14 protein-coding genes are annotated in these 19,491 nt (G+C 43.7%); 13 read left to right on the top strand and 1 reads right to left on the bottom strand.

The features are described 5' to 3' along the window. Positions 1 to 102 precede the first annotated feature (102 nt). The 6 genes from NSQ50_RS21855 to NSQ50_RS21830 all read left to right on the top strand — a co-directional run bounded on the left by NSQ50_RS21855 (position 103) and on the right by NSQ50_RS21830 (position 6,534). Complete coding sequence (locus NSQ50_RS21855; protein ID WP_076098623.1) at positions 103 to 828, top strand: hypothetical protein; 726 nt, start codon at positions 103 to 105, stop codon at positions 826 to 828. A gap of 297 nt (positions 829 to 1,125) precedes the next feature. Next, a complete protein-coding gene (ric, locus tag NSQ50_RS21850) occupies positions 1,126 to 1,821 on the top strand; it encodes an iron-sulfur cluster repair di-iron protein (RefSeq protein ID WP_038574702.1) in 696 nt (231 codons plus the stop codon). Between the two features lie 150 nt (positions 1,822 to 1,971). Continuing rightward, positions 1,972 to 2,682: a hypothetical protein gene (locus NSQ50_RS21845; protein WP_036682955.1), complete on the top strand. Its 711-nt coding sequence runs from the start codon at positions 1,972 to 1,974 to the stop codon at positions 2,680 to 2,682. A 231-nt stretch (positions 2,683 to 2,913) separates the two neighbouring features. Beyond that, the gene (nirB, locus tag NSQ50_RS21840; protein WP_036682952.1) at positions 2,914 to 5,337 is read left to right on the top strand and encodes a nitrite reductase large subunit NirB; all 2,424 of its coding nucleotides are present in this window, start codon (positions 2,914 to 2,916) and stop codon (positions 5,335 to 5,337) included. 32 nt (positions 5,338 to 5,369) lie between these two features. Next, on the top strand, positions 5,370 to 5,690 hold the full coding sequence (nirD, locus tag NSQ50_RS21835) for a nitrite reductase small subunit NirD (protein WP_036682949.1): 321 nt from the start codon (positions 5,370 to 5,372) through the stop codon (positions 5,688 to 5,690). 52 nt (positions 5,691 to 5,742) lie between these two features. Next, positions 5,743 to 6,534, top strand: coding sequence for a formate/nitrite transporter family protein (locus NSQ50_RS21830; protein ID WP_036682946.1), 792 nt, complete (start codon positions 5,743 to 5,745; stop codon positions 6,532 to 6,534). A 178-nt stretch (positions 6,535 to 6,712) separates the two neighbouring features. Here the strand turns inward: NSQ50_RS21830 and NSQ50_RS21825 are convergent, their stop codons facing one another. Then, complete coding sequence (locus tag NSQ50_RS21825) at positions 6,713 to 7,438, bottom strand: Crp/Fnr family transcriptional regulator (RefSeq protein WP_036682945.1); 726 nt, start codon at positions 7,436 to 7,438, stop codon at positions 6,713 to 6,715. Positions 7,439 to 7,860: 422 nt separating this feature from the next. On the opposite strand from NSQ50_RS21825, the gene NSQ50_RS21820 reads away from it, so the two are divergent. From NSQ50_RS21820 to NSQ50_RS21790, 7 genes are all read left to right on the top strand, one after another. Then, positions 7,861 to 10,167 carry a glycoside hydrolase family 65 protein gene (locus NSQ50_RS21820; protein ID WP_036682942.1) on the top strand — a complete coding sequence of 769 codons (2,307 nt, stop codon included), beginning with the start codon at positions 7,861 to 7,863 and terminating at the stop codon, positions 10,165 to 10,167. Beyond that, a complete protein-coding gene (locus NSQ50_RS21815) occupies positions 10,164 to 12,452 on the top strand; it encodes a glycosyl hydrolase family 65 protein (RefSeq protein ID WP_038572556.1) in 2,289 nt (762 codons plus the stop codon). The genes NSQ50_RS21820 and NSQ50_RS21815 overlap by 4 nt, the downstream gene beginning before the upstream one ends. Positions 12,453 to 12,477: 25 nt before the next feature. Then, positions 12,478 to 13,116, top strand: coding sequence for a beta-phosphoglucomutase (pgmB, locus tag NSQ50_RS21810; RefSeq protein WP_051491264.1), 639 nt, complete (start codon positions 12,478 to 12,480; stop codon positions 13,114 to 13,116). A gap of 1,220 nt (positions 13,117 to 14,336) precedes the next feature. After that, positions 14,337 to 16,130, top strand: coding sequence for a cache domain-containing sensor histidine kinase (locus tag NSQ50_RS21805; RefSeq protein ID WP_036682936.1), 1,794 nt, complete (start codon positions 14,337 to 14,339; stop codon positions 16,128 to 16,130). 19 nt (positions 16,131 to 16,149) lie between these two features. Then, positions 16,150 to 17,478 carry a response regulator gene (locus NSQ50_RS21800; protein ID WP_076104372.1) on the top strand — a complete coding sequence of 443 codons (1,329 nt, stop codon included), beginning with the start codon at positions 16,150 to 16,152 and terminating at the stop codon, positions 17,476 to 17,478. A 210-nt stretch (positions 17,479 to 17,688) separates the two neighbouring features. Next, positions 17,689 to 18,516: a carbohydrate ABC transporter permease gene (locus NSQ50_RS21795; RefSeq protein ID WP_370510615.1), complete on the top strand. Its 828-nt coding sequence runs from the start codon at positions 17,689 to 17,691 to the stop codon at positions 18,514 to 18,516. 1 nt (position 18,517) lies between these two features. Continuing rightward, complete coding sequence (locus NSQ50_RS21790) at positions 18,518 to 19,390, top strand: carbohydrate ABC transporter permease (protein ID WP_036682930.1); 873 nt, start codon at positions 18,518 to 18,520, stop codon at positions 19,388 to 19,390. Positions 19,391 to 19,491: the final 101 nt, after the last annotated feature.

The raw sequence follows: 19,491 nt of genomic DNA, 5'->3' as shown, positions 1-19,491 counted from the left end.
ACGTTGTATGTTCCTTGAATGGAAACGCTTGCAATATTGGTTTTTGCTCAAATCTACTCAGCTGGAGTACAGGCATAGCAAAACTATTAGGAGGCGAGGGAGATGAAGACCACCCTGTTTTCCCGGGAAATAACGTATGGAAAAAAGGATGTTGCTGAGCTGGAGAACGCTTCGATCAAAGTACAGCTCATCTATGACAAGACGTTGTTCATGCTGCATAGCCATCTTCCAGATTCCTTATGGGATGCGTGGATTGGTGTGCCTTACAGCATTATCTCTTCACTCTACAAAGGCAACAATGATAGCGGAACTATTTTTCAAAAATGGATTCAAAGTCCTTCTGGCTGGAAATGTATCGGTTGTGAACGGCATTGCCTGGAGTCGACGGAACCTCTTCAAGAAGTGAATATGGCAGGTAATCAACGACAATATAAGTTTCATAATGGCATTCGCCAGAGCATGGTGCTACAAGCCTTAATTTGGTCCATGTACGAGAATACCGTATTATTTAAACCCTTTTTAGGGGATGAGCCCTTTTTTGATGAAGATGATTTGCATACGATATCCTCTTATTTCGTGCCAACTTATCTTAACGATCTACGTCTACTGGAGCAGTCTAAGCCTTGTAAAGAGTACAAAGATCAGAATATACAGATTTATCAGGAATGGATATCCGCCCCTGACCTTGTCCTCAAATGGAATGGTGGCCTGACAGAAGGCAGATGGATGACCGGTGTTTATATGGATCACTCACGCTTTGCTGGTTTAGGACCTTATTTAAAGGACGCAAAGGGTAAACGAACGTATATGCAGGCTTATGTTCAATAAAAGATACAGATTTGGTGTGACCGAATAGATAAATGTAAGACAAATAACATTACTGATGCCCGTGTGGTTAACAAAAGACAGGTCGATTGTGGGGATTTATCTCCATGATTGACCTTTTTCGTTCAACAAAGAGATACAATTTTCGTGAGTACAATCACAAGTCAAAACTCCTTTCAGGGTTAAGGTGAACAGGTAGAAAAGATTTTTTCAGAACCTGATCACATATCCCGAGGAGGAACTATTATGGAAACTAAACAACCTAATGATAGAATTTCGGATTTACAGCATAAGCAATCGGTGCAACCTGGATTTACTCCAGATGCCCTGGTAAAAGATATTGTGCTGCAATTCCCAAAAGCTGCGGATTATTTCAAGTCTAAACGGATTGATTTCTGCTGTGGAGGCGCCAAACCTCTTGCTGAAGCAGCTGTAGAGCGTGGACTAGATCAAGAGATGATCATTAGTGATCTCAACAAGCTGTTCGAGGAATATCCGGTACCACAAGAAGAACTCGCATGGAACACAGCACCTTCTGCAGAGTTAATCGACCATATTGTGAGTAAACATCACCATTACCTGCGGGAAGAACTGCCCCTGATTAGCCAAAATGTAACTAAGGTATACCGGGTTCATGGCGGAGATTCACCTCATTTAGAAGAGTTATATAGTTTGTTTAATGCACTCAAGGAAGATCTGCTTCAGCATACAGCTAAAGAAGAGGAAGATGAGTTTCCAAAATTATTAGCGTATGATGCCAATCCAAGTGAAGAAGGGCTGACCACACTTCGCGAGGCATTATTTGAACTTGAGAGTGAACATGACACAGCAGGCGATATATTGAGACAAATACGCAAAATAACAGATGATTTCACCCCACCGGCTCATGCTTGTACAACCTATCGTTTGACTTATGCCCGGCTAGAGGAGCTGGAGAGCATGACTTTTGAACATGTTCATCTGGAGAATAATATATTGTTCCCTAGATTCCAGTAGAAAAAATGAGTTTTCAAAGAGTCCCTTAGGGGACTTTTTTTATATTTGAGAACAAAGCTTATTTACGTTATTCTTAAATAGACAGTATGCATAACTTACTACAAGCCTGAGACGCTGTGTGGTCATTAGGCGGGACAAGGCGGTGTCACTATGCCCACGAAATATATGTGGAGGTTGTTACTAGGATTAGTCATCGTATTCATAATAGGTGGATGTTCGACTCTTGCTGACGTTAATAATGAAGGGAATAATGGCTTAGCAGGATCAGACGGGCCTACGCTTTCGCTTATCGTTGCGGGAAATGACTTGCTGACCAACCCTTTGGACAAGCAGCTTAGCGAGAGCTACAGAAAAGGGATAACGATCTTTGACCTACTGAAAGGTAGTGGGAAGGCCACCTTTTCTGAGGATAACACAAGCATTCTAACGGTAAATAATATTTCACTCAGTCCAGGAATGAATTGGGAGCTGCAAATGGATGGGGAGACCATTGGATCTGAGGATTGGGGTCGAACCGTCGGGCATGAATCAAAATTAGTAATTACGGCGATGTCTAAGGAACAAGAGGAACCCCTTCAAATTGTGTTGTTGACCGTGAATGGCGGAAGTGAGCAAGTGAATTTGAATCATTCATATGTTATGGGATTTACTGAAGATTTAACAGTGAGAGGTTTGTTGAAGAACAGCAGTGTGGTGCAGTTGACCGAAGACAACAAAAAGGTGTTATCCATTGGTGATTATACTCCTCTTAGCAATGAAGTTTGGAAGATGAAGGTGAATGGGAAGCAGCTGCTTGAGAATGGAATGGACATGAAGCTTAGAGTGCAGGATGAATTGGAGATTTTATTGGCTATACGTTAAAAAAAGTACATAAATGCCAGATCTACGGTTATTCAGAACCTGTGATCTGGCTTTTTTTATTAGAATTTAGAACCTAACAAAGTTGTCTTATTTTTTATGTGAAAACATTCACATTTAATGTGACTGTAATCACAATCTCTCTTAAATTTTGAAATGTATAATTTCATTATGTAGAAGATAAGTTGAAGCAAAGTTCAACAAGAACGGATAAGACTGAGGAGGCACCTAACTATGGCAGCGAAGAGAGAAAAATTAGTATTAGTCGGCAACGGTATGGCAGGCATAGGTACGCTAGAGCAAATATTGAAGCTAGGTGGAGCTTATGACATTACGGTCTTTGGAAGCGAACCTCACCCCAATTATAATCGGATCATGTTGTCCTATGTTCTCGAAGGCAGCAAAACCATCAACGATATCATCCTAAACGACTGGAACTGGTATGAAGATAACAACATTACTTTGCATACAGGAACAACAGTTACGCGAATTGACGAGCATTCCAAGCAAGTAATTGCGGATAACGGTATGGCTGTTTCTTACGATAAAGTGATTATTGCAACGGGTTCGAATTCATTTATTTTACCTGTACCTGGTTGTGATAAGGAAGGAGTAGTGGGTTTCCGGGATATTGCAGATTGTGATGCGATGCTAGCTGCGGCTAAACAATACAACAAAGCGGCGGTAATCGGCGGGGGCTTACTTGGATTGGAAGCGGCAAAGGGTCTTGTGAACCTTGGCATGGACGTTACTGTAGTGCATCTGATGGAAGATCTAATGGAGCGCCAGCTTGATCGTAATGCCTCCTCTATGTTGCAAGCTGAGCTAGAGCGTCAAGGCGTGAAATTTGCCATGGGCAAACAAACAGTAGAATTGACAGGGGAACAGAGAGTAAGTGGTTTACAATTTAGTGATGGCACTACACTTGCAGCTGATTTTGTAGTTATGGCTGTAGGCATCAAACCGAATATAACTGTGGCAAAAGAAAGCGGAATTGCTGTTAATCGTGGAATTGTAGTGGACGATTATTTGCAGACCTCTATGCAGAATGTATATTCCATTGGCGAATGTGCCGAACATCGCGGAGTTTGTTACGGATTAGTAGCGCCGCTCTTCGAGCAGGGTATGGTTCTAGCTAAACATCTCTGCGGAAGCGATACAAATCCATATGAAGGTTCTGTTGTCTCCACCAAATTAAAAATTTCCGGTGTGGATGTATTTTCTGCAGGTGAGTTTATGGATTCCCCTGAGCACACTGTAATCTCAAGCAAAGATGAATGGAAGCGAACCTATAAGAAAATTCTGCTCAAAGACAATGTCATTGTTGGTGCAGTCCTGTTCGGGGATGTGACGGAATCGGCTAACCTGCAAAAGTTAGTAAAACAAGGTGCTGTAATGACTGATGAGATTTATACAGAGGTCATGGGTACGGGCTGCTGCGGAAGCGGAGCCAAAAAGAGCACATCTGTAGAAGCTATGGCGGACGAAGAAATCGTTTGTGGCTGTAATGGGGTTACGAAAAAAGCGATTGTGGATGCGGTCATAGAAAATGGTTTTACTACTGTGGACGAGATCAAAGCATGTACAGGAGCGACGCGTTCTTGCGGAGGTTGTAAACCGGTTGTAGAACAAATTTTACAATTTGTCCTGGGTGATAGTTTTGAGCAGTCTGCCAAGCAAGGTATCTGTAGCTGTACAACGCTTAGCCGGGATGAGATTGTTGCTGAGATTACAGCTAAAGGTCTTAGTACTACTAAAGAGGTTATGCATGTACTGGGTTGGAAACAAGAGGAAGGCTGCTCTAAATGCCGTCCGGCGATTAACTATTATCTGGGGATGCTAAATCCGGATACACATCAAGATGAGAAGGAATCACGTTTTGTTAATGAACGTATGGGAGCCAATATTCAGAAAGACGGAACCTATACCGTTATTCCACGCATGTACGGCGGGGTAACGACACCAGAGGATTTGAAGAAAATCGCTGATGTCTCCCTTAAATATGATGTAAAAGTTGTGAAGGTGACTGGTGGGCAACGCCTGGATCTAATCGGGGTGAAAAAAGAGGATCTGCCGAAGGTATGGGAAGAGCTCGATATGCCATCAGGTTATGGTTATGCCAAATCGCTACGTACGGTTAAGACTTGTGTGGGTTCACAGTTCTGCCGTTTCGGTACACAGGATTCGCTGGGAATGGGCGCGCTCATAGAACGTAAGTATGAACGTCTTGATTTTCCTGCCAAGTTTAAAATAGCTGTCAACGGCTGCCCACGTAACTGTGCGGAATCCTGCACGAAGGATATTGGCATCGTCGGTAATGACGGCGGTTGGGAAGTATTTATCGGTGGTAACGGTGGGATCAAACCACGGATTGCTGATTCCTTCTGCAAAATTAAGACCGATGAAGAGTTGATCGAAGTGTGCTCCGCTGTGATGCAATATTACCGTGAGACCGGCAATTATTTGGAGAGAACCTCCGAGTGGGTTGAGCGTATGGGACTTGAGCAGATTCAAATGGTCATTTTGAATAATGAAGATAACCGCAAAGAGCTGGCCGCACGGATTGACTTTGCTCTGACTCAGGTGACGGATCCTTGGAAAAAAATGCTTAATGACAGTAGCACTCGTACTGCGCTTTTTGAAGAAACAAGAGTCTAGCGGATATAACGCACACAGAAGGGGAGAGACCAATGAATAAGACCACACAAACGTATGCAATAGGCTCAGTACAGGATTTCCTGCTGCAGATTGGCCGTGTAGTGATTGCTGGAGCTGTTGAACTGGCTGTATTTCGTGCCTCTGACGGAGCCATCTATGCAGTAGAGAATCGTAGTCCTCATCCTAAGGGTGGCCCGCTTGCGGAAGGGATCGTGTCAGGTCACTATCTGTACGATCCGCTGTACGATTGGAAAATCGATCTGCGCACGGGTGAGGTGCAGGCTCCAGACCAAGGTAGTGTTGTGACTTATCCAGTCACACTGGACGGAGAGAAAGTTACAGTGAGCGTGTAGACACCGAAGAGTGTAGTAATAGATTTAATAGAAAACGGTGGGGTGGAGTATTATGTTTACGCAAAGTGTGGAGAGCATCGTAGAGACGGCAGTCAGTAAGCGGGACAAAATGAATGAAAGCTTGCCAAGATATTTTCTAGCAGCCCTGTTGGCAGGTGCTTATGTAGGCATTGGGATTATCCTTATTTTCTCTCTAGGAGCACCGCTAGCAGCTGCTAAATCACCTTTCCAACCGCTTATTATGGGTACATCCTTCGGCATCGCCTTGACGCTTGTAGTATTTGCAGGCTCAGAACTGTTTACTGGGAATAATATGTTTTTTACTGTAAGTACACTGGCAGGCAGAACCAGTATCTGGGATACCGTTAAGAACTGGATCCTTGTATTCATCGGGAATGTGGTGGGTGCAGTGATTTTAGCGCTTTTAATTCGTGGGACTGGGTTATTCAGTGCTGCGCCGCCAGAGCATTTGATCTTTACAGCCGCTGCTAAAAAAATGAGTCTCCCGTTCTCTGAGCTGTTTTTTCGTGGAATCCTATGTAACTGGCTGGTCTGTTTAGCGCTATGGATGTCCTCACGTGCTAAAAGTGAATCTGCTAAGCTAATTTTAATCTGGTGGTGTCTGTTCGCCTTTATCGCAAGCGGATATGAGCATAGTGTGGCTAATATGACTCTGCTTAGTGTTGCTGTGTTGCTTCCGAATCATCCGGAAACCATTACGATAGCTGGATGGCTGCATAATATGATCCCTGTAACTTTGGGGAATATCATTGGTGGGGGCGTATTTGTCGGCATGGCCTATTGGCTGATCTCACCAGTGCGTGGTACTCGCAATAACCGTTAAATCCATTTTTAATTAACTATATTAGAGCTGAACCGATCTTGGGTTTAGCTCTTTTTTTGTTGAATATAAAAAAAAGACACCTGCATTAGGCGCCTTGGACCACTCTATTTTATATTATGCAGAATAATTGGGTCATGTATGTTTCATTGAGGTGAATAGAGGGTATATTATAACGGAATTAGATCCGGCAGATTTCGTTCGGACACAGTTCGCAGTGGCAAATTTCTTGCAGCATGCCAAGGTCCTTGATGACAATCATACCGTTCTCATACTCAACAGCATCTTTTTTACGCAGGTCGCTCAGCATCCGGTTAACACTTTCACGAGTGGCACCGATCATGTTGGACAAATCTGTATGCGTAATTTTTTTGTTGATAAGGATATTCTCACCATCGCTGCTCTTCTCACCATAGGTATTGCCAAGACGAATGAGCGTGGAGCATAGTGCACCAGGTTTGCCGTACATCATTAGATCACGGAATTTAGTTTGGGTGAGACGGTGATGAATACCCATCCATTTCATAAAGTCGATAGCAAAATCACAATGTTGGCAAATGAGAATTTCTAGATCCTTTTGTTCGATGACGCCAACTTCACTTTCTTCAATCACTTCGGCTGTAAAGCTATGCTTAGTGCTGAAGAATGGATCTGCTTGACCTACCATATCACCAGCTTGATACATATAAAGAATGAGTTCTTTACCTTCATCAGTAGATTTAGTTAATTTCACACGTCCACGTTTGATATAAAACAATTTATCCGAGTAGTCGCCTTCCCAGAATAGATGTGAACCCTCTGGAACTATGCGCTCTTTCATTGTAACTAGAAGTCTGTTGAAATTCTGTTCGGAGAAACAGTTTGTATTTCCGTGGGCTTCGATAACATTGTAATGTTCTTTTAGCATAATCGACATCCCCTTTATTCCCTCAGTTTTTCAGTAAATTTTAAATTAATTATACCTTGAAAATCCCTCGAATTGGTTATAAAAAATCGTTTAAAAGTGTCGAATTTTCAACATTGTGATAAATTTCACTTCTAAAGTGTTCGATGTAATATTCTTTTTAACTAAAAAAGAGTAAGTGATCTCACGTTTATGATATATGAACAGCGGCTATCCATTATTCTCAAATACTGGGTTAATCGCTGTTTTTTTGCGTCCCCGTTAGATTGTAACATATAACATAGCTGAAATTCATGTTCAAGAAATTAGTTTTATCTCAACTCCGTATAAATGCACACATCTTCATTACGGTCGGACATTGGCTCTACTGCTATGCAGCGATATCCTGAAATTGGAGCAAAAATCAGGAGAAGGAGAAATCATATATGGCTAAAGTAGCAGACAAATATCTTAAGGTTGATCCGTGGGCAATTATTGAAGAGGGCTTTGATCCAGAGCGAAATCGGACTTCGGAATCTATTTTTTCATTGGGTAATGAATATATGGGTGTACGGGGATATGCAGAGGAAGGATATTCAGGTGACACCCTGCAAGGAAGTTATTTTAATGGATTAAATGAACAATTGGATATTGGCAATCACTATAAAGGGATTATTCGCTCGCTGAGATATATGGTGAATGCGGTGGACTGGCTGTATACACGTCTATCTGTAGATGGTGAACAGCTTGATTTAGCAAAAAGCAACGTAACGGATTATGTGCGTAGGTTGGATCTTCGTAAAGGTACGTACCGGAGAGAGCTAGTCTGGCATCTAAACGATGGCAAGTCGCTAAAAGTAGTCTTTACACGTCTGGTCAGTATGACTATGTCTCATTTGGGGTTGCAGCGGGTAGATTTTGAACCTCTTAATTTCTCGGGGAGCGTGGACATTTGTACAGGTCTTGATTTCGGCATTATTCATGAAGAACGCGGCGAATGTATGTGGAACAGTCTCCGCAGCGGAGTAAGTGGAGCGTCCTCTGCTATTATGGCGAGTACAGTGAATACTGGGAATAAGCTGTTCTCAAGCTTTACCTTACAATCCTCGCAGCCGTTACAGCTCACTGCTGTCGAGAGTGATAAATTTATTGGACAAAATTTCACCCTGGACCTTACGGAAGGAGAAGTCTCCTATTTTACCAAACTGGTTATGAACTATTCGGATAGTGATTCTGCCCATACAGCTGAAGAGCTGTGGAGCAAAGGTCTGTCTCTTGCTGAAACAGCAAGCCAGTTGACAGATACCCAAATAATCGCTGATCAGACAGCTTATTGGAAGGGCATCTGGGAGACAAGTGATATCCGAATTGAGGGCGATCCTGAGAATCAGCAGGGTATTCGTTTCTGTATCTTCCAGCTTTATCAGACCTATCATGGCGATCATCCCGGATTTAATATTGGTGCCAAAGGGCTGACGGGTGAAGTATATCGTGGGTTGGCTTTTTGGGATACAGAATCCTATTGCTTACCGTTCTATATGTTCAATAATCCAAGGGCTGCCCGGAGCTTATTGGAATTCAGATATAAAACATTGCCGCAGGCTATGCAGCGCGCTAAAGAGGTGGATTGTGAGGGAGCCTGCTATCCAATTGCTACTATAGATGGAACAGAAAGCTGTGATCTCTGGCAGCACTCTAATCTTCAGCTTCATGTAGGGACTGCTGTTTCTTATGGCATTTGGCATTATGTCAAAAATACCGGTGATAAAAGCTTCCTGCACAGTAAAGGGGCTGAGATGCTGATTCAGATCAGCAGATTCTATGCTACACGTGGCCAATGGGGGCAACGCAGCGGGGAATATGGTTATTTTGGCGTTATGGGCCCTGATGAGTTCCAATTGATGGTCAATAACAACTGCTACATTAATCTGATGGCTCAACAATCTTTTGAATACACCCTAGAGACTCTTCGGGAGATGAAAGAACAGGCTCCTGCTGCTTTTGCAGCTGTGGTAGAGAAAACAGAACTTCATGACGAGGAACTCACCGATTGGGAAAACAAGGCGCAGCATATGCGGATTCCGGTTGACGAAGTGACAGGAGTTTATGAAGAGCATGATGGGTTCTTCGATATGCCACATATTGATATTCATTCGATTCCTGTTACAGAATTCCCGTTATATTCGAACTGGTCATATGATCGTTTGTATCGCTATGACATGATTAAGCAGCCGGATGTACTTATGTTTATGTTCTTGTACAGCGGACAATTCTCTAAAGAAGCGAAGCTGGCGAACTATGAATATTACGAGCCTAGATGTATTCATGAGTCTTCGCTGTCACCTTCGATCCACTCCATTTTGGCGAGTGAAATCGGCAAACCCGAGGAAGCATATTCGTTTTTTGAATTTGCTACTCGACTGGATTTAGACAACTATAACCGCAATACCCGTGAAGGGCTGCATACTACCTCAATTGCAGCTGCTTGGATGAATATTGTTTACGGCTTTGGTGGAATGCGTTCGGATGGAGCACGTCTGTCCTTTCAGCCAACCCTGCCAGAACGCTGGGATGAATATAGCTTCCAAGTATTGTATGAAGGAGTGCTTCTGAGAATTGTGGTCGACAAAAATTCAGTAACAATCACTGCGGTTAATGGTGGAAGTACCGAAATTATAGTGTACGGACAGTCGATTACAGTGGATGCTTCCGGGAAGACGCTTCCGCTAGGCGAAGGGATGCTGGCAGGATGAACTGGATCGTAAAGGAGAGTTGTTTTGATAAACAGCTTGTGACGACGAACGGTAACAAATATATGTTAGGCAACGGCTACATGGGGTATCGCGGCACACTGGAGGAATTCAGTAAAACTGAGCTAGTAGCTGTCACCCTCGCAGGACTATATGACAAAGAGGGGGACAAATGGAGAGAACCAGTTAATGCCCCTAATGGATTGTTGACCAAAGTTTTCTGTAATGATCAGCTCTTAAGTGTGCTTGACTGTGAACCGGTCGCTCATACTCAGGAGCTGAATATCCGAAATGCCATTCATCATCGGAGCACTGAATATGCTGTATCTGACGGTGGGGCGTTGACGTTTACCGCAGATCGTTTCGTAAGCCAGGATAATCTTCACTTGCTCGTTAGTAAATACTCTATTCGCAGTACTCAAGACTGCCGAGTAGCGATTGAGACGGGAATTGACGTAGATGTGTGGGATATCAATGGGCCTCATCTTTACGGACAAAAGGTACAGCTCAAGGACGAGGTGCTGATCTCTTCTTCTGTTAGCGGAGAATTGAAGATTCCGGTTGTTGTGGCGGAGAGGGCGGTATTCAGTTTTGGTGAGGAGCTACTGGAAGATGGGGCTGCTGTTCGCCGGATTTCTTTTGATGCCCGTGCGGGTGAGACGTATGAATGGTTTAAGTATGTAGCAGTCTATACTGGACTTGATGCTGATCAGCCGGAGTCGGAAGCTGTTAAATCTGTCCATGCTGCTGAGGCGCTGGGTTTTGAGGGGTTATTTAAGGCTCATCGTCTGTTATGGGACGAGAGATGGTCACACAGCGATGTAATCATCGAAGGTGATGAAGCTGCCCAATTTGCCTTGAGATATAGTATCTATCAGCTGTTAATCATTGCCCCTACAGTTTCGGAGAAGGTGTCTATTCCAGCCCGGGGATTATCGGGTCAGGTATATAAGGGAGCTGTATTCTGGGATACGGAAATGTTTATGTTGCCGTTTTTCCTGCACAGTGATCCTAAGGTAGCGCGGAACTTGATGATGTACCGGATTCATACATTGGATGGTGCTCGCCGTAAGGCAGCGGAATATGGATTTTTGGGCGCATTTTATGCTTGGGAAAGTCAGGATACGGGAGACGATGCCTGTACGCTGTTTAATGTGAACGATGTATTTACAGGCCGGCCGATGCGGACCTATTTCCGCGATAAGCAGGTTCATATCAGTGGTGACGTTGTGCATGGGATCTGGAAGTATGTTCAATTCACAGGCGATGAAAGTCTGCTTACTAGTGGAGGAGCTGAGGTGATCTGGGAATGCGCTCGCTTTTTCTACTCTTACGCTTACTATAATTCGGTTAAACAGCGGTTTGAGATTCTGGATGTAACAGGTCCGGATGAATATCATGAGCGTGTGAACAATAATGCTTTTACCAATGCACTGGTTAAAGAGACGCTGGAGATTGCCTTGCATACGGCAGCTTTGCTGCAAGAGAAGTATCCTGAGGCCTACGGTCAATTGTCCGCTCCGTTTAGCTCAGGGCCATTCCTGAAGGAGTTCAAAACGATGCTGGATAGCTTTTATGTTCCACAGCCTGATCCTGCCAGTCTTGTTATTGAACAATTCGACCGGTACCTCACCTTGGAGGATGTAGAACTAACAGAACTGAAATCACGTGTGCTTAATAAAAATGAGTATTTTGGCGGCGGCAATGGCTTAGCTACCACCACAACCATACTTAAACAAGCAGACGTTGTGTTGATGCTGAATCTGTTTAAACACTCCTTTAGCAAGGAAGTGAAACAAGCGAACTGGGGATTTTACGAACCGCGTACGGAACATGGATCAAGCTTAAGCCCTTGTATCTACGCTTTGGTAGCTGCTGATATTGGTTCACCGGATTGGGGCTATCCGTATTTTATGCGTACGGCTACCGTCGATCTCACCGGCGAATCTAAGCAATATGTAGGGGATCTCTACATCGGAGGGACTCATCCAGCTGCGAATGGTGGTGCTTGGATGGCTGCGGTTCTTGGCTTCGCTGGGCTGGACTACGACGGAGGGGTTGTGCACATCAATCCATCTCTGCCGCAACATTGGCAGTCTGTTCAGCTTCCGGTTACGCTGCGCGGCGATACCATCCAACTGCGGATCAGTAAGGATGAAGTCACTGTGATCACAGCTGCTGATTACAGTGGAGACTTAGTATTCTCGGTGCAAGGCGGAGAAGGCAAGTCGTGCTCTGCTGGTGAGAACCTTCGACTGGCTTTGTCGAAACAGGAGTATAAATATTAATACACAACGGAGAGGAAGCAAATCAATGTTGGAAAATATGAAAGGCGCCATCTTTGATCTGGACGGCGTGATCGTAGATACAGCCAAATATCATTATTTGGCGTGGGCGAGTCTTGCAGATGAGCTTGGCTTTAAATTCACGGAGGAGGATAATGAACGGCTTAAAGGTGTGAGCCGGCTGAGATCGCTTGATATCCTGCTGGAAGTGGGTGGCCTGGAATTTGAGGAAGCAGAGAAGCAGGCAATGGCGGAGAAGAAAAACCGCCTGTACGTAGAATACATTTCTCGACTCGAGGAATCGGAGCTGCTGCCTGGAGTGAAAGAATACCTAACAGGATTGAGATCACGTGGGATTGGGATTGCGCTAGGATCAGCCAGTAAGAACGCTGAGTTTATTTTGAATAAGCTGAACATTACAGACTTATTCGATGCAGTTGTTGACGGCAACAAAGTGTCACTAGCCAAACCTGACCCAGAGGTATTCCTGATCGCGGCTCAAGAGATAGGCTTGCAGCCGGATGGATGTGTTGTGTTTGAAGATGCTGAGGCAGGCGTTCAAGCAGGTAAAGCTGCTGGAATGAAGGTTGTAGGTATCGGCAAACCTGAGGTGCTGAAAGAAGCTGATCTGGTCGTAAAAGGATTGTATGAGCTGCTGACAGACTAAATTTCTAAATGAACAAGGGACCGACTCCAAAGTAGCGGATGACTTTGGGGGCGGTCTTTTTTTGTGCAAAGTCTCTGTATTTAGCTAGCTCAGACTGTCTATCGGACCTCATAGTCGCTATTAGCCAAAATTCGGCTTATTTGCGAACCTATCGGACTCCATAGTCTCTATTGGCTCGAAAAGCCCACATATCGCGTATGTTTGGAACGAATAACGCCTCTGGAGTCCGAAACTCCTCGTAAAAGCCAAAAATCAGCCAAATAGCAGCATCTGAGTCCGATCGCTCATCGTGAAGGGGTGTGTGGGAATGTAAAACGCCGAATAAGTAGTTAGCTACACATTAAGTAATCCAAAAGGTTAGTATTAAGCTCAGACGGTGATCGGACCCCATAGTCGCTATTAGCCGTATAGTAAATAATTCAGAAGGTTAGTCAAAAAGCTCAACAGTTTATCGGACCTCATAGTCTCTATAAGTAATAATTCGGCTCATATGCGAACCTATCGGACTCCATAGTCGCTATTGGTTCGAAAAGCCCACATATCGCGTAGTTTGGAACGAATAACGCCTCTGGAGTCCGAAACTCCTCGTAAAAGCCAAAAATTAGCCAAATAGCTGCATCTGAGTCCTATAGCTCATCGTGAAGAGGGCGTATGGGAATGCAAAACGCCGAATAAGTAGTAAGTCGCACATTAAGTAATCCAAACGCTCAACAAGCAGCAAAGCCGCACATCCGGTAATCCTAACGCACAACAAGCAGCTAAATAGCACATCAAGTAATCCAGACGCCCAACAGCAAAGCACATTCAAGTATTGAAGTACTTGAGTGTTCAAGTGTTCAAGAACATACATCGCACTTCTTCCATATAGAGTTCATTCCTCCTAGCCCCACGCAGTGGTCTTTACGCCGTCCGCCCCTTTTTCTGTTTGCGGTTTTTAAGAGTTCGTTGATAGAGTTGCGAAGTGGAGGTTTGGAGCTGGAGAAACGCCAGTGGTCGCCTTTATCCTCGGATTTCTACCGCTCAGCGGTATAAAATCAGGAAATCTGAGGATAACAGCGATCGTAAGCCCAAACGCTCCACGTATGGCGAACATATCATCGTGCTCTTTTTATCCGTCCAACAGAAAAAACTACATACAAATGAACATAAAAAACTTTAAAATAAACATATGTAAGCGTTTATCACTTTGATATAGTTATTGAACCCGGAGGTGCATCTCGATGTTGTCTAGGCTGATTCGGCCGATTCTGAAGCTGAACGTCAAACAGCAGCTTATCCTGCTGTTTCTGATTATGATCTCGCCCATTCTGTTTTTGAACATTTACGGGAATATGAAGGCTGAGCAAATTCTGAAGCGCCATGTGACGAATGCTTATGTAGAGCTGAACAAGCAAAACTTCACCATCATTAACCGAGATATCGATACCGTAAATAAAATTACTACCACTGTAATTCAAAACCCTCTGATTCAGCAGATTAATATGACGGGTTCGGATACCATCCTGGAGCGGGTTAAACGCTATGAGACGATAGAGAAGCTGTTGGTCAGTTACTCGCAGGGAGCTGAGCGTGGGGACGGCATCTATTATTCCCTTTATATATACGATCCCGAGGATTATTATTTTTTTGCACCCAATTTCCCGCAGGTTAAGAAGGCGGGGGTATATTTCTTTTCCAAAGCGGAAGAGCCATATTGGTTCGAGGAGGTTGTCCAGAAAAAGGGCCGCGGATCTCTAAAATTCACAGGGAAGCTAAGTGCGCAAGCGGAAAACTTGAAGACTCTTACCTATATGAGAGCTGTCAATAACATCTCCAGGAAAGCTGAGACTATTGGGGTCTTAGTCATTACCAAGATGGACGCGAAAATCGGAGAATCCCTCAAATCCATATCGTTGCCTGATGGTGATATTTACTTAACGGATCTGGATAATCGTGTACTCGCTTCTACTACGAATAATACTGGTGAGATCATTACGTTGCCGGAAACGGTCATTGCTGAGGATTTGGAAGGTACCGTGGATGTTATTACCTCGGATTTTATTTATGTGGTCAATAATAACCACGCCTTAGGACAGAAGCTAGTCTACAAAATCGCCGTAAAAGCACTGCTGCAGCAACAAAACGAAATGAAAAGTGTGATTCAATACATAACTGTGGCCTATGCTGTTTTTGGATTAATCATGATTACTTATTTCTGGCGTTCATTAATGACGCCTTTGCAAAAGTTAGCCTTTTTCGTCCGAAAGTTTGAGCCAGGCAATCGTGTCCCTGAGACGCCAAAAAGAGGGAGTAACGATGAGGTCAGTGTGCTGATTGGATCTACCTATGACATGGCCCGCAGGCTTAATGGACTAATTACTTATAAATATCAGATGGAGCTAAAACAGAAGGAATCACAGCTTCAACTGCTCTATCAACAGATCAATCCGCATTTGCTCTACAACACTTTGGAGAGTATTTACTGGAAAAGCTCGCTGGAAGGTAACGTTGAATCCGCCGAGATGATCAAGGAATTATCCAAGCTTATGAAGATTAGCCTCAGTCGGGGAAGGGAGCTGATTAGCCTTGAAGAAGAGCTGGAGCATGCAACGGCCTATATCAAGCTGCAGCAGCACCGGTATGATTATATATTTCGTGTTGTAATGGAGATTCATCCAGATACGAAAAGAAATCTAATTCCTAAAATTACCCTGCAGCCGTTAATTGAGAATGCTATTATTCATGGTGTCAAAAATATGGGCGAGGATGGGGAAATCATCATTAGCGCAGTTTGTGTGGACGATACCGTCGAGATCACTATTGAAGATAACGGATATAAGTCTGTTGATTATCAGGCCATTGAAGCTGTGCTGAATGACGACAGTCCAAATCCGGCCAGCGGTTACGGGATTCGCAACATTAACCAGCGCATACATTTACACTTTGGCTCTGATTATGGCATCAGCTATACGCCTCGTAAAGAGGGCGGTACATTGGTGACGGTTAAGCTTCCGAAATCAGAGAATCAGGACTAAGGAAGGGGAGCATACAGATATGTTCAATATATTAGTTGTGGATGACGAACCCTTGATTTGTAAAGGGCTGAGCAATTTATTAGCTTCTTCGGGGTTAAACATAGACCATATTTATACAGCAAACAGTGGTTTTGAAGCGCTGGACTGCATTCGGATGGAGGAAATAGACCTGCTCGTTACTGATATTCAGATGGGCGCAATGAGCGGGATTGATCTGATGCAGCATGCAAAATTGGCCAAACCCTGGGTACAGACCATCGTGATTTCTGCACACGAGACATTTCAATATGCGCAAATGGCGGTTAGGCTTGGCGCGAAGGATTATTTGATCAAACCTTTGAACAGTGAGCAATTTCTGGATTCGGTGCGAAATGTGCTGCTTAAGATGGGCAAACCATCACCAGAATTGGACATTTTCATGTCAGGGATTAACGAAAGCTTTCGGCTGGAAGAGCCGCTTCCGGAATACAGCAAGTTATTAAATGAGCTGCTCAATGAGCCTGAAGGTGTACTGTGTGATGCAGAACGCTTACAAAAGCTGGATAACCTGAAGCTGCAAGGGCCGTATTTTTCCGTCTTAAAAATTAAGGTGCCTCTGGCTGGAATGAATCAGGAGAAGCACTACACCCTGCGGGACAGACGGCTTCTTTGTTATGCCGCGCTGAATATCGCCAAAGAGCTGATGGATCAGGAGTGGAACTCGACAGCCTTTTACGCAGAGGATGAAGAAATAACGATCATTATTCAATGGGATGAAAAAAGCTATGAAGATTCGTCTGCCAGTCAAATCAATAGGCTAGATATTCTTGGCCGCAGTCTTCATTTTAATATTCAAAAATATCTGCACTTAAATGCAGTCATCGGCATCAGCCAGATTCTCAAGGGTCTATCATTTATGGCTGTATTGAACCGTCAAGCCTCCAAAGCCATTCTTTGGAATAATGAACATAATGACCATTATGTGTTTTACTACGGGGATTTTAATTGGAACAGCTACACAACCGATCCTTCAGTAGAAGAGCTTCATACACGCAGCAATCTGATTGTAGAGAAAGCAAGAGAGTATATTGACGAGAACTATGCGCAAAAAGGATTAACCATCCATGAAGTGGCTAAGAAAAACCATGTCAGTCCCAATTATTTGAGCTATCTGTTTAAGAAAAATACAGGTTACAACCTGTGGGAATATGTAATTAAGCTGCGGATGGAAGAAAGCCGGGACATGATTTTGAACACAGATCTTCGCAGATACGAAATCGCCGAGCGTGTAGGTTATGAATCACCGGAGCATTTTAGTAAAATTTTCAAAAAATATTATGGGATTAGCCCCAGTGAATTGAAGAAGTAAAAACACATACTACTTCGGTAGATTTAGACATGTTCAGTACAACCCTCATTTTCTACAATTTAAGGTAGGAAGCATTTTGCGAAAAATGCTGAAAGAAAAATGGAATGAGGGAGCCTGATGAATCAAACCGCAGTTGTATCCGAAAATCCGCCGGCGCTGAAGGGTACACCTTACAAGCAAAACCGCTGGAAGAAAAACTTTTGGGGATATATGTTCCTCGTACCTGCTGTGATTATTTTTGTAATGTTCCTGTGGGTGCCAATTTTTAAAGGCTTGTTGTACAGCTTCTACCATGTTGATTTTGTAAAAGGGAATAGCTTTGTTGGCTTTGAGAACTACGCTAGAGCCCTTAGTGATCCAGATGTTTTGACCGCGTTAAAAAATACGGGGTATTACATGCTTCTATGTCTTATTATCGGGTTCTGGGTTCCGATTGCTTTTGCCATTATGATCTCGGAGCTGAGAAGGTTTGGGGGCTTTGTACGGGTAGCGGCTTACCTTCCTTTCGTTATGCCTGGTGTGGTTCTATATGGACTCTGGAGATGGATTTATGATCCGGTGGGCCCAATCAATGCGGTATTAAGCTCGCTTGGTGTGGACCAGGTTGCCTTCCTGACAGATACAAGGTGGTCGATGATTTCTCTTGTTTTTATGGAGACGTGGCAGCAGTTTGGATCAGGGATGTTAATATACTTGGCTGCTGTACTCAGCATTCCGCGGGATTGGTATGAAGCAGCTGAGATTGATGGGGCGGGTGTGTGGGCACGTATAAAGTACATCACATTGCCTTCGCTACGTAATTTGATCATTTTGATGTTGATATTACAGATTATCGGGACTTCACAAGGGTATCAGTCACAAATGGCGCTGCTTGATGGTGGACCGAATAATACTACGCTTACCTATGCGCTGCTGATCGTAAAATATGCTTTTACGCGACTCGATTATGGAACGGCGACTGCGCTTGGCATGCTAATGTTCATTGTCCTAGGTGGTTTGGGCATTTTACAGTTCAAGCTTAACAAGGAGGACAACTAAGATGAAGAGCGCAGACAGAGGGATTCTCTCAGAACATGATTTGAAAAAAACAAGCAATAAGATCGTTTATGGCTTGATGTGCGTGGTTATTTTGATTATGGTGTTCAGCATGCTGTATCCGATCTGTATGACGTTATTTAACGGACTGAAATCGAATCAAGAGGTGAACTCATTCCCACCGCATTTTTTCCCGCAGGAATGGCACTTCAGCAACCTTAAGGAAGCGATGAATTACATTGATCTGCTGATGTTCCTTAAAAACACCATTTATATTTTTGTGGGGAATATGGTCGTGACACTAGTAGTATTGGGAATGTCTGCTTTCAGCATTTCTCGTATGAATGTCCCTTACAGAAAGGCAATTTATTTCTTTTTCCTGATGACATTGTTTATTCCGGCGACCAGCTATATGATTCCCAACTTTGTCAATCTAAAAGAGCTTGGATTACTGAATCAGTACGCTGCTTTTTGGCTGCCTGCTGGTGCGAATACATTCTATTTTCTACTCTTAAAGAACTTTTTTGATGGGATACACCCTGAAATTTTTGAAGCAGCGCGGATTGACGGTTCCTCTGAGCCGAGAAGCTTTTTCTCCATTGCAGTGCCATTGTCGGTTCCGATTTTTGCTACGCTGGCGATCTTTATCTTTTCTACCGCATGGAATGACTGGTTCTGGCCATCTCTGGTTATGCACAGTGAAGAGAAATATACGCTCGCGACAGCAATCTATAAATACGTTATTAATGTAAAGGCACTTAATACGAATATTAAATTCGCCATCCTATTTATCGTATCGTTGCCGCCGATCCTTGTCTTCCTGATCTTCCAAAAGTTCATTATGCGTGGCGTCGCATTATCAGCAGTTAAGGGATAAGCGCGGATCGACGGATTTAGTCACGGATCGTAAACATGCACATGAAAGGAATATAAATGCACCTCGTTTGTAAACGATTTCTCTTTTATGATCGATATGTA

Source organism: Paenibacillus sp. FSL R10-2788 (assembly GCF_038003885.1).
In the GTDB taxonomy this organism is placed as follows: domain Bacteria; phylum Bacillota; class Bacilli; order Paenibacillales; family Paenibacillaceae; genus Paenibacillus_AQ; species Paenibacillus_AQ odorifer.
The sequence above is the reverse complement of the archived record's forward strand: the minus strand, read 5'-3'. Positions and strand labels throughout refer to the sequence as shown.

What these genes read in the sequence shown, in the direction of transcription:
- NSQ50_RS21855 (WP_076098623.1), top strand. Translation starts at nt 103, where the DNA reads ATGAAGACCACCCTGTTTTCCCGGGAAATAACGTATGGAAAAAAGGAT.
- NSQ50_RS21825 (WP_036682945.1), bottom strand. Translation starts at nt 7,438, where the DNA reads ATGCTAAAAGAACATTACAATGTTATCGAAGCCCACGGAAATACAAAC.
- NSQ50_RS21790 (WP_036682930.1), top strand. Translation starts at nt 18,518, where the DNA reads ATGAAGAGCGCAGACAGAGGGATTCTCTCAGAACATGATTTGAAAAAA.
- NSQ50_RS21845 (WP_036682955.1), top strand. Translation starts at nt 1,972, where the DNA reads ATGCCCACGAAATATATGTGGAGGTTGTTACTAGGATTAGTCATCGTA.
- NSQ50_RS21800 (WP_076104372.1), top strand. Translation starts at nt 16,150, where the DNA reads ATGTTCAATATATTAGTTGTGGATGACGAACCCTTGATTTGTAAAGGG.
- NSQ50_RS21805 (WP_036682936.1), top strand. Translation starts at nt 14,337, where the DNA reads ATGTTGTCTAGGCTGATTCGGCCGATTCTGAAGCTGAACGTCAAACAG.
- NSQ50_RS21815 (WP_038572556.1), top strand. Translation starts at nt 10,164, where the DNA reads ATGAACTGGATCGTAAAGGAGAGTTGTTTTGATAAACAGCTTGTGACG.
- NSQ50_RS21830 (WP_036682946.1), top strand. Translation starts at nt 5,743, where the DNA reads ATGTTTACGCAAAGTGTGGAGAGCATCGTAGAGACGGCAGTCAGTAAG.
- nirD (WP_036682949.1), top strand. Translation starts at nt 5,370, where the DNA reads ATGAATAAGACCACACAAACGTATGCAATAGGCTCAGTACAGGATTTC.
- pgmB (WP_051491264.1), top strand. Translation starts at nt 12,478, where the DNA reads ATGTTGGAAAATATGAAAGGCGCCATCTTTGATCTGGACGGCGTGATC.
- NSQ50_RS21795 (WP_370510615.1), top strand. Translation starts at nt 17,689, where the DNA reads ATGTTCCTCGTACCTGCTGTGATTATTTTTGTAATGTTCCTGTGGGTG.
- nirB (WP_036682952.1), top strand. Translation starts at nt 2,914, where the DNA reads ATGGCAGCGAAGAGAGAAAAATTAGTATTAGTCGGCAACGGTATGGCA.
- NSQ50_RS21820 (WP_036682942.1), top strand. Translation starts at nt 7,861, where the DNA reads ATGGCTAAAGTAGCAGACAAATATCTTAAGGTTGATCCGTGGGCAATT.